Annotated in this window: 14 protein-coding genes; 13 read left to right on the forward strand and 1 reads right to left on the reverse strand. The window is 46.0% G+C overall.

Annotated features, from left to right (window positions below; translation table 11 throughout):
• Positions 1-7 precede the first annotated feature (7 nt).
• The 4 genes from A2F46_RS12100 to rpsI all read left to right on the forward strand — a co-directional run bounded on the left by A2F46_RS12100 (position 8) and on the right by rpsI (position 1,734).
• Positions 8-472, forward strand: a complete 465-nt coding sequence (locus A2F46_RS12100) for an NIPSNAP family protein (RefSeq protein WP_197457630.1) — start codon at positions 8-10, stop codon at positions 470-472.
• Positions 472-774 (forward strand): tautomerase family protein, encoded by a 303-nt coding sequence (locus tag A2F46_RS09655; RefSeq protein ID WP_197457631.1) that lies wholly within the window; start codon positions 472-474, stop codon positions 772-774. Before A2F46_RS12100 ends, A2F46_RS09655 begins: the two co-directional genes overlap by 1 nt.
• Positions 775-903: 129 nt before the next feature.
• Entirely contained in the window at positions 904-1,332 is a 429-nt protein-coding gene (rplM, locus tag A2F46_RS09660) for a 50S ribosomal protein L13 (RefSeq protein ID WP_066569846.1), read from the forward strand.
• 9 nt (positions 1,333-1,341) lie between these two features.
• On the forward strand, positions 1,342-1,734 hold the full coding sequence (gene rpsI, locus A2F46_RS09665) for a 30S ribosomal protein S9 (RefSeq protein ID WP_066569847.1): 393 nt from the start codon (positions 1,342-1,344) through the stop codon (positions 1,732-1,734).
• Positions 1,735-1,786: 52 nt separating this feature from the next.
• Here rpsI and A2F46_RS09670 read toward each other — a convergent pair whose 3' ends face one another.
• Positions 1,787-3,064, reverse strand: a complete 1,278-nt coding sequence (locus tag A2F46_RS09670) for a hypothetical protein (protein ID WP_066569850.1) — start codon at positions 3,062-3,064, stop codon at positions 1,787-1,789.
• A gap of 783 nt (positions 3,065-3,847) precedes the next feature.
• Between A2F46_RS09670 and mnmG the strand changes: the two genes are divergently transcribed.
• From mnmG to atpH, 9 genes are all read left to right on the forward strand, one after another.
• A complete protein-coding gene (gene mnmG / locus A2F46_RS09675) occupies positions 3,848-5,737 on the forward strand; it encodes a tRNA uridine-5-carboxymethylaminomethyl(34) synthesis enzyme MnmG (protein ID WP_066569852.1) in 1,890 nt (629 codons plus the stop codon).
• A gap of 5 nt (positions 5,738-5,742) precedes the next feature.
• Positions 5,743-6,369, forward strand: coding sequence for a 16S rRNA (guanine(527)-N(7))-methyltransferase RsmG (gene rsmG / locus A2F46_RS09680; protein WP_066569878.1), 627 nt, complete (start codon positions 5,743-5,745; stop codon positions 6,367-6,369).
• Positions 6,366-7,136 carry a ParA family protein gene (locus tag A2F46_RS09685; RefSeq protein WP_066569854.1) on the forward strand — a complete coding sequence of 257 codons (771 nt, stop codon included), beginning with the start codon at positions 6,366-6,368 and terminating at the stop codon, positions 7,134-7,136. Before rsmG ends, A2F46_RS09685 begins: the two co-directional genes overlap by 4 nt.
• Positions 7,137-7,235: 99 nt before the next feature.
• A complete protein-coding gene (locus A2F46_RS09690) occupies positions 7,236-8,096 on the forward strand; it encodes a ParB/RepB/Spo0J family partition protein (RefSeq protein ID WP_066569855.1) in 861 nt (286 codons plus the stop codon).
• Between the two features lie 188 nt (positions 8,097-8,284).
• Positions 8,285-8,629, forward strand: coding sequence for an ATP synthase subunit I (locus A2F46_RS09695; RefSeq protein ID WP_066569858.1), 345 nt, complete (start codon positions 8,285-8,287; stop codon positions 8,627-8,629).
• A complete protein-coding gene (gene atpB, locus A2F46_RS09700) occupies positions 8,626-9,486 on the forward strand; it encodes a F0F1 ATP synthase subunit A (protein WP_066569861.1) in 861 nt (286 codons plus the stop codon). Before A2F46_RS09695 ends, atpB begins: the two co-directional genes overlap by 4 nt.
• Before the next feature lie 46 nt (positions 9,487-9,532).
• Entirely contained in the window at positions 9,533-9,763 is a 231-nt protein-coding gene (atpE, locus tag A2F46_RS09705) for a F0F1 ATP synthase subunit C (RefSeq protein WP_066569865.1), read from the forward strand.
• A 61-nt stretch (positions 9,764-9,824) separates the two neighbouring features.
• The gene (locus A2F46_RS09710; protein ID WP_066569866.1) at positions 9,825-10,295 is read left to right on the forward strand and encodes a F0F1 ATP synthase subunit B; all 471 of its coding nucleotides are present in this window, start codon (positions 9,825-9,827) and stop codon (positions 10,293-10,295) included.
• 4 nt (positions 10,296-10,299) lie between these two features.
• Positions 10,300-10,677, forward strand: a 378-nt coding sequence (gene atpH / locus A2F46_RS09715; RefSeq protein WP_066569868.1) for an ATP synthase F1 subunit delta, incomplete at its 3' end; no start/stop codon positions are given.

Genomic DNA, 10,677 nt, shown 5'->3' on the forward strand with positions numbered 1-10,677 from the left:
AATGGCTATGCCTTTAGAGAATCCTATTTATCAACTCAGAATCTATGAAGTTAAACCGGAATTGAGATCGGTTTTCCATCGGCGATTTGAGCAGCACGCAAGCCGCATCATGCGACAGGATGATTTTCATATATTGAGTATGTGGGAATCAGGAAATGAATCACATTTAGAGTTTGTGTACTTATTAGCATTGCCAAATAAGGCAGTCTTGCAGCAACAGTGGGCGGCATTTATGGGTGATGAGGAATGGCAATCCATTAAAATTCAAATTCAGGAAAGTACGGGAGAACCTGTTTGGGCAAAGGTTCGAGACTCAATTCTAACCACAGTACCCTATGCCCCTTTTTGTAAGGTCTATCACATTTTCGCAATTATGATTGGAATCAGATGGCACAAATTAAAATTTTTGGTCATGCAGTATTTCTTAAAAAACAATCCCAAGCTATTTCTGATGCCATTCATCAGTCGGTGATGGCGGCATTGGCATATCCTCCGGAAAAGCGGTTTCATCGTTTCATGGCTTTGGAGGACTGGCAATTTGTGCATCCAGATGATCGCTCAGACCAATATTTAATCATTGAGATTAGTTTATTTGAAGGACGAACGGAAGCAGCCAAAAAACATTTGATTCAATTGTTGTTTGTTTCTTTAAAGTCAATCGGCATCGCCGCACAAGATGTTGAAATTACTTTGTTTGAAACTCCGAAAAGCCATTGGGGTATCCGTGGTTGCTGTGGCGATGAATTGGCTTTAAATTATCGTGTTGAAGTGTGATCAAGGCAGCTTGCGGAAAAAGGCTGCCTGAAACGGGCACTACACAACAGAATCATTGCATTACGTTGACAGGGCCTTGTTATTTCTTTAAAATCGGCAGCTTTCGTATATTTATTTGGATTAGCTCCCATGAAAACCTTTTCAGCTAAACCGCATGAGGTGAAGCGCGATTGGTATGTAGTAGACGCCCAAGACAAGGTTCTGGGTCGTCTGGCTGCCGAAATTGCCCACCGTTTGCGCGGCAAACATAAGCCAGAATACACGCCGCACGTAGACACCGGTGACTACATCATTGTCATCAATGCCGACAAATTGCGTGTGACCGGTAACAAACAAACTGACAAAAAATACTATCGTCACTCTGGTTACCCAGGTGGTATTTACGAGCGTACTTTTGGTGAAATGCAAAACCAATTTCCAGGCCGTGCCTTGGAAAAAGCAGTTAAAGGTATGTTGCCAAAAGGCCCCTTGGGCTATGCTATGATTAAAAAACTGAAAGTGTATGCCGGTACTGAACATGGCCACGCTGCTCAGCAACCCAAAGCTTTGGAAATCTAAGGACACGCAATGAACGGTAAATATTATTACGGCACAGGTCGCCGCAAAAGTTCAGTGGCCCGTGTTTTCTTACAAAAAGGCAATGGTCAGATCACTGTAAACGGTCGCCCATTGGATGAATTTTTTGGTCGTGAAACTGGCCGCATGATTGTGCGTCAACCTTTGGTTTTGACCGAAAATTTGGAAGCCTTTGATATCAAAGTCAATGTAGTAGGCGGTGGTGAAACAGGCCAGTCTGGTGCCATTCGCCACGGCATTACCCGTGCATTGATTGATTATGATGCTGCTTTGAAACCAGCTCTGTCTGCTGCTGGTTTGGTGACACGTGATGCACGTGAAGTTGAACGTAAAAAATTCGGTTTGCGCAAAGCACGTCGTGCCAAACAGTTCTCAAAACGTTAATTGTTGCCTATGCAAAAAGAGCCCTCTGGGCTCTTTTTTATTGCTGGTGTGTTTAGAAATTGTACGACATTTGCAAACGGTTTTGCCAAAACGCATGGGCATTCCCCTCTCGCTTTTGCACCCCGGCAAAATTACCGATGCTGAGGCCTTTTAGCTTGCCGTTGAAATTATAAAAACCATAAACCAAATATTCAGTCATTTTAAGATGTGGCTGGGTACTCACATTGCTAGCACGCACATGGGAGAGGCGTCCACCCATCGATATTTTCTCGGTAACATTGCCCGTTAATTCGGTGGAGAAGGCATTGCCAGCGCCCAAATCTTGAGTGCTGGTGAAAAATGGCTGTGCAAAGAATGGGCCAGATGAAGTGTTGTGTGCATAAGGGGTGGGTAGTGCGCCGTTATGCCAAGCGTCGTTTTGGCTAAACATGTGATTGGCGGCAATTTTCCAAGTCAGTTTGGGATTGGGTTTGAATTTTGCTTGAATGCCCACTACTTTGCTTTCAACTTTACCTAAATAAGCATGACCAGTGTCTTTTCCGTACATTGCTTGTATGCTGAATTCCGGTTGCCAAGTGTATTTAGGAAGGCCGTAATTGAGTTCGCCGTAAACAAGGTCGAGTACGTTGTTGTAGTGCTCTGCCCAAATTTGGCCTTTGATATATTGGTGTTCACCTTGCCATCTGTGACCGGCTCCCAGCGCAAACATGCCATTGGTTTCATGATCATAACGCATGAATGCATCATCATTTAGTCGTGATGTTTTGCGAAAATCGCTGGTGCCGTATGTTTTGGCTTTATGGATTTTGGTGGCGCGGACAAAATTATCTGCATCGCCATATTGGATATCGGCAGCTTGATACAAATATGGCAAAACGCGGAAATTAGCATAATCACCGACGAAGGGTAGATTCAAGCGCTGATTGCCTAGCGTAATGGAAAGTCGATTTTTTTGCCATTTCACATAAGCTTCACTTAGGCCGAAAGTATTGTCGTGTAATTCGGCAATTGAGTTAGCACCTTCATCAATGCGATGCTGTCCTTCAATCCCAATGGCTGCCTGAAAGCCATGTAGTGGTGCCGTTTTATAGGTTGCATAACCGCCAATGCTGGTGGTGTCTTGGCTGGTGCCACCAAAATAGGCATTTTTAAGTGAATAGCTATTTAAGCGGATACTGCCATCGAGTTGGCCGCAGCTAAAGACTTCAGTTGCGTTATTTGCTTGACCTTGGTTGTCGGTACAGTCATTTTGAGTAGAGACTGGAAAGGCCAAAGCGCTGCTACATGCTGCGACCATGGCACTTGTGAGTAAAGAGATTTGGATGTTCATGTGGTTTGCTCCCCGCAAATTGGCCTGCTGTGACGATCAGCCATGAGTGACTGTTGTAAAAAATATCCCAATGACGCATTCCCTTAATTACATCGTTAAGATTATTTTTGTAAATTGTTAACAATTTACAAGTAGATTGTCAACAATTATTTGGGAAAGTTGGTGGAAATCCGATAGGAATCAGAGTACGTAATTGCCCATCGGATGGTTATCATGGTGATATATGCATGCGCTTGAGAAGGTAATGTGGTGTATTGATGAGGTGCATGCCACCCAATGGGATGAGTGTGTTATAGCCAATAAATAAATGTGGTGTTGATTCGACTTGACTCCGGTTGCTTGAAATTTTCAAAGGCAGTTGAATTTGTATTTTTCGCATTTAGATGGTGCATCTATTGCTAACTGCATCAATGCTGGTTTCAAAACGCACTTTTCAACCCAAAGCTTGGCTTAGGGGCCTACTGGGCAATGTTTATGTTTGACTCTAAATGGCATTTTATCTTTGGGTGATGAAGTTTTTTGGGAGTACATCTATTTGGAAATGTGCTTGTTGGGTATGCAGCCGAATTGAAAAAATCGGTGGTGATGATGGTGGATTGGCACAGTATGGCCGAGGTAATCTTGCTGCTTTTTGAGGGAAATGATTCAACGGCTGTGTAGCCATAATGGGGTAAGCATTGCCGTGTTGTCATCCTGACAAACTCGGCATGCTCGCGTAAAATAACACCATTTTGGTTGCGCACGGTTTTCTTGGTGAAAACAGTGCCGATAAAGCACATTAAGATGAACTATCCTATTGAATATGATGTGATTGTGGTAGGTGGCGGTCATGCAGGTACCGAGGCAGCGCTGGCATCTGCGCGCACGGGCGTGCGAACGTTATTACTCACACACAATATTGAAACCTTGGGACAAATGTCCTGCAATCCATCGATTGGCGGGATTGGCAAAGGCCACTTGGTGCGTGAATTGGATGCGCTGGGTGGTGCTATGGCCTTGGCTGCGGATCAGGCCGGAATTCAATTTCGTCGATTGAACGCCTCTAAAGGTCCGGCTGTGCGCGCTACCCGAGCACAAGCTGACCGAATTTTGTATAAAGCGGCCATTCGCCATATGTTGGAAAACCAAGAGCACTTGGATTTATTTCAACAGCAAGTGGAAGATATTGTGGTGGAACACGGCCGTGCGGCAGGTGTGATTACGGCCATGGGCGTGACTTTCCGGGCACGCTCAGTGGTATTGACTGCCGGTACATTTTTGGCCGGAAAAATTCACATTGGTTTGGAAAATTATGCTGGTGGGCGCGCGGGTGATCCCGCAGCACAACATTTATCGGGCTGCCTGAAAGAGCTGAAGTTGCCGCAGGGGCGTTTGAAAACCGGCACACCGCCGCGTATTGATGGGCGCAGTATTGATTTTTCGCAACTGCAGGAGCAGCCCGGTGATCAACCAGTACCGGTTTTCTCGGTGCGCGGTGATGCCAATATGCATCCGCGCCAGATTTCATGTTGGATTACTCACACCAATACACAGACACACGACATTATCCGCGGTGGGTTTGATCGAAGCCCGATGTTTACTGGCAAAATTGAAGGCGTGGGGCCACGGTACTGCCCGTCGATTGAAGACAAAGTCAATCGTTTTGCCGATAAAGACAGCCACCAGATTTTTCTGGAGCCGGAAGGATTGACTACACACGAATATTACCCCAATGGCATCTCTACCAGTTTGCCGTTTGATGTGCAGTTGGATTTGGTGCATTCGATGCCTGGTTTGCAGCATGCGCATATTTTGCGGCCGGGCTATGCGATTGAGTACGATTATTTTGATCCACGCAATCTTAAAGCCAGTTTGGAAACCAAAAGCATACCCGGTTTGTTTTTTGCGGGCCAAATCAATGGCACGACAGGCTATGAAGAGGCAGCTGCACAAGGCTTATTGGCTGGCGCCAATGCTGCGCTTTATGTGCAAGAAAAAGAATCCTTGGTGCTGCATCGAGACCAAGCTTATTTGGGTGTATTGGTTGATGATTTAATTACCAAAGGTGTTACGGAGCCTTACCGTATGTTCACCAGTCGCGCTGAATATCGACTGCAGTTGCGTGAAGACAATGCCGACATGCGCTTAACTGAATTGGGTAGACAGGTAGGTCTGGTAGATGAGGATCAATGGCGGTTATTTGAGGAAAAACGAGAAGCGGTGGCACGCGAAATCCAGCGCATGAGCCATACTTGGTTTACGCCACTGAATTTACCTGAGCATGAACAATTGCGTGTATTGGGGCAAACTTTAAGCAAAGAATCCAGCTTGTTGGATTTATTGCGTCGCCCCAATGTTGCCTATGCTGATTTAATGACACTGCCCGGTGCTCAAGCAGAATCACTGGATGATGCAGCAGCAGAGCAGGTGGAAATTCAGGTTAAATATCAGGGCTATATCGAACGGCAAAATGATGAAATCGGCCGTCATCAGGATTTGGAAAAACTCAGGCTGCCTGAAAGCATTGATTATGCTAAGGTAAAAGGCTTGTCTGCCGAAGTGCAACAAAAATTAAATCAATATCGTCCGGAAACCGTTGGCCAAGCAGCGCGTATTTCTGGCGTAACGCCAGCTGCCGTTACTTTATTAATGGTGCATTTGAAGCGCGGTTTTGAAGGAGCAAAAATATCGTGAGCGAAATGAAAAATAGGCTGCAACAAGGTTTGCAAGAAATGGGCATTGAGTTAACAGTGCCGCAGCAGTTGCAATTGCTGGCGTTTGTGGATTTGTTGAAAAAATGGAATAGCACTTATAACTTGACCGCTTTACGCGATGACCAAGCCGTGATTAGCCACCATATTCTGGACAGTTTGACTTTGTTGCCGTATTTAAAAAAAGCGCGGGGTTTAATTGATGTGGGTTCAGGCGGCGGCATGCCCGGTATTCCTGTGGCCATTGCGCGGCCAGATCTGCCAGTCGCGCTGCTGGATGCCAACAGCAAGAAAACGTCGTTTTTACAGCAAGCCGTGATTGAGCTCGGATTGAATAATGTGGAAGTGATTACTGCCCGGGTGGAAGCCATGGTGGGCGAGCAGTTTGATGTGATTACCAGTCGTGCATTTGCTGAATTAGGTGATTTTGTCACCATTACCAAGCAGTTAATGGCTAAGGGTGGGCAATGGGCTGCCATGAAAGGTGTCTACCCTTATGAAGAAATTGCCCAATTGCCTGCAGGCGTAGAAGTGGTGAGTGTGGATAAATTGAAGGTACCCCATCTGCATGCAGAGCGGCACATGGTGTTGTTGCAAAAGAAAGAAACTGCATGAGTGCGCACATCATCGCTGTGGCCAATCAAAAAGGCGGAGTGGGCAAAACCACCACGGTGGTGAATTTGGCGGCTTCATTGGCGCATAGAGGTAAGCGCGTATTGACGGTGGATTTGGATCCACAAGGCAATGCGACGACTGGGTGTGGCATCAATAAAGGCAGTGTGCGCGATGGCGTCTATGCTGTATTACTGGGGGGTGCAGACATTCAAGCAGCCATTGTGCCAGCGAAAAACGGTGGGTTTGATGTTCTGCCAGCCAATCGCGCTTTAGCGGGCGCTGAGGTGGAATTGGTACAAGAGCTGGCACGCGAAATGCGGTTGAAAAATGCTTTGATGCACATTGCGGATCGCTATGACTACATTTTAATTGATTGTCCACCTACGCTAACGTTGCTGACCATCAATGGTTTGGTGGCGGCGCAGCAAGTGATGGTGCCGATGGTGTGTGAGTATTATGCGCTGGAAGGCATTTCCGATTTGGTGGCCACAGTGCGCAAAATTCGCCAAGCGGTGAATCCTCAGCTAGATATCTTGGGCATCGTGCGCACCCTTTATAATGGACAAAGCCTGTTGTCTAAACAAGTGGATGAACAGCTGATCAAATATTTCCCCAAAAAGCTGTTTGAAACTACTATTCCAAGGAATATTCGGCTGGCAGAGGCACCGAGTTACGGTATGCCGGCGTTGCAATACGACGATAAGGCCAGAGGTACTTTGGCCTATTTGGCGTTGGCAGATGAGCTTTTGGCGCGGCAGGCGTCTTAAATCTAAATGGCACTGGGTCACTTCAGCTTGGCTTGTTTGTCATGCAGATTGAATGTTCAGGCTGCCTGAAACACAACAATTAACCGATCAAGAATAAATATGGCAAAAGCAAAAGGTTTAGGTACAGGTTTGGATGCGCTGCTGGGTTCTGGAAGCGATGTGGGCGGCGCTGATCGACTGACTAATGTGGCCATCAGTGACATCGTGCCTGGACGGTACCAACCTCGGGTGCAAATGGATGAGACGGCTTTGCACGAATTGGCGGAGTCCATCAGGGTACAGGGTGTTATTCAGCCAGTGATCGTGCGTGAAATGGGCTTGTCACAATATGAGTTGATTGCAGGTGAACGACGCTGGCGCGCGAGCCAATTGGCTGGATTGGCAGATATTCCCGCAGTCATTAAGAGTATTTCCGATGAAACCGCTTTGGCCATGGGATTGATTGAAAATATTCAACGAGAAAATTTAAATCCCATTGAAGAAGCACAAGGATTGAAGCGCTTAGTAGATGAATTTGGGCTGACACACGAAACTGTGGCCAATGCTGTGGGGCGCAGTCGCAGTAGCATATCCAATAGCCTGCGTTTATTGAATTTGCCACAGCCTGTACAGGATTTGATGTATACGCGGCAATTGGAGATGGGGCATGCCAGGGCACTATTGAGCTTGCCTGTGGTTCAGCAGATCGATTTTGCACAACGTGCTGTTAAAAATGGGTGGTCCGTTCGTGAAGTTGAACGGCGTAGTCAGCAGTGGTTGGCGCGCAAACCAGAGCAAGAAGAGGGTGCCAAAAAAAGCACTGAAATAATGCATATTGAAGCTGTATTGGCGCACCATTTATCGGTACCGGTAGAGCTGATCAGTAAAAATCAGCGCAGTGGCCGTTTGGTGCTGCATTTTGACAGCCCAGAAAGTTTGGCGCACTTATTGAAAAAAATGGGTTTGACGCTGGAGAAATAGTGATCGGATACATGTTGTTGCAGCGCAAAGGAAATTGTTACATTGAGTAAAGCATTTTGGCGAAACATTTGAAAAATATGAATTTTGCGTTGAGAAGTGATTAACATGTTTTGTCAAAATGGCTTGACGCTTGGGCTGTGGTTGATTATAGTTGCGCGGCTTGCTGCGGTGTCTGAGTAGGAGGCTTCATGGGCAAAATAATAGTGTGGCAAATGGTCCTGCTGGTTGTGGCAATTGCTATAGCTGCTTGGGTATGGGGTGTTGCTGCTATTGGGTCTGTCGTATTGGGCGGGTTGTGTTATTTGTTGCCCACCATTTTGGCCATCGTGTTGTTAAGCATTTTGAAGAAAATCCCGGACTTACTGCCTGTGGCTTTGATGGCGACAGAGTTGGGTAAAATTATATTGGTGTGCCTGATGATGCTGGTGGTCTACCTAGCTTACCCGGCGGCCAATTGGCTTGCGTTCTTATTGGGGCTCATTTTGGTGAGCCAAGCGGGATTATTTACTTTTGGAAAAAGATTGGTACTATGAGTAGCACTGAAATGACTCCGGGCGAATACATTAGCCATCATTTAATCAACTTTACGCAAAAATCGCCTGAATATCAGACGAATATGGTTGATTTCTCTTTCATTAACTTGGATACCCTGTTTTTCTCTATTCTGTTGGGTATCATCATTTCCCTCGTGATGTGGCGCGCAGCGCGCAATATGAAAGCGGATGTACCAACGCGCTTTCAGGCAGCTATTGAGCTGTTGATTGAGTTTGTTGATGGCTTGTGTAAAGACATGGTGCACAACAGCAACTCGCGCAAAGTGATTGCCCCATTGGGTTTGACGGTATTCTTGTGGATTTTATTCATGAATGCGTTGGATTTGCTGCCTGTGGATTTATTGCCATGGGCGTGGCAGCACGCTACTGGCGATCACCATGCTTATTTGCGCGTGGTGCCAACAGCAGACTTAAATACCACTATGGCAATGGCCATTTCCGTGCTGGTATTGTGTTTTATCTACAATATCAAAATCAAAGGCCTTGGCGGCTGGGTGCATGAATTATTCAGTGCGCCGTTTGGTAATAAAGTATGGTTGTATATCCCCAATTTTTTGATGAACGTCATTGAATTCTTCTCCAAAACGCTGTCTCACGGTATGCGACTTTTCGGTAATATGTATGCTGGTGAGGTACTGTTTATGGTGATCGCGCTGTTAGGTGGTGCTTGGGGCCTTTCAGGCAGCGCAGGTGTGAGTGATGTTGTTTTGTTCTTGCTGCAATTGGTGGCAGGTTCGGCTTGGGCTATTTTCCATATTTTGGTTATTGCCTTGCAAGCCTATCTATTCATGGTATTGACCTTCGTATATTTGGGTCAGGCGCATGATTCGCATTAAAGTGTTTTATTTGTTGTTTGATTCTTTAACTTAAGGAGTGAAGTAAATGGGTGGTTTAATCGCTATCGCTTGTGGTCTGATGATTGGTATTTCTGCTATGGGTGCCTCTATCGGTATCGGTTTGTTGGGTGCTAAATACATGGAATCTTCAGCCCGTCAACCTGAATTGATGAATCCATTGTTGGGTAAATTCTTTATTATCATGGGTATGATTGACGCTGCGTTTATTATTTCTTTGGGCGTATCATTCTTGTACTTTGCCAAAATTGGCGGCTAAGAATTTAGATTTGCTGGTTGTTAACTGTTTAATTAATAAACACTAATCTAAAGGTTTAATCGTGAATATTAATGCAACCTTAATTGCGCAAATTATTGTTTTTCTGATATTTGTGTGGTTTACGATGAAGTTCGTGTGGCCACCTATCGCAAAAGCATTGGATGAGCGCACTGACAAAATCGCCGAAGGTTTGGCTGCGGCTGAACGCGGGAAAAGTGATTTTGCTCAAGCGGAAAAACGTGTTGCAGAAATCTTAGCCGAAGGACGCAATCAGGTCTCCGAAATGGTGGCCAATGCGGAAAAACGTGCTGCACAAATTGTTGATGAAGCCAAAGATCAGGCTGTCACCGAAGCTGCACGCATTATGGCTCAAGCCAAAGCCGATGTTGAACAAGAAGCCAATCGCGCCCGCGAAGCTTTGCGTGAACAAGTGGCCACTTTGGCTGTGAAAGGTGCTGAAGCGATTCTGCGCAGTGAGGTTGATGCCTCACGTCATGCAGACATGCTGGCCCATCTGAAACAGGAGCTGTGATTCTATGGCTGAGTTCGCAACCATCGCCAGACCTTATGCCAAGGCATTATATGAGCTGGCGCAAGCGCAAAATTGCACCGAGTCTTGGCTGGGCGAACTGAAAACTTTGGCAGAAATCGTGTTGCAACCCAAGGTGGTGACATTGATTGAAGAACCTGAAACCGGTTATGCCGCAAAAGCCGACAGTATTTTGTCTTTATTGGACAAACAACCTGTTGACACAGAATTGAAAAATTTTGTGTATGTGCTGGCGCAAAATAAACGATTGATGGCTTTGCCTGAGATTTACGCGTTATTCCAGGACTATGCCTTGTCCCGTAACCACATCAAGGAAGCCACTGTGTATACGGCCTACCCCATTATGCCCGCGCAATTTGCGCAA

Origin of the sequence: Snodgrassella sp. CFCC 13594 (assembly GCF_001590725.1) — a bacterium.
Taxonomy (GTDB): Bacteria; Pseudomonadota; Gammaproteobacteria; order Burkholderiales; family Neisseriaceae; genus Snodgrassella.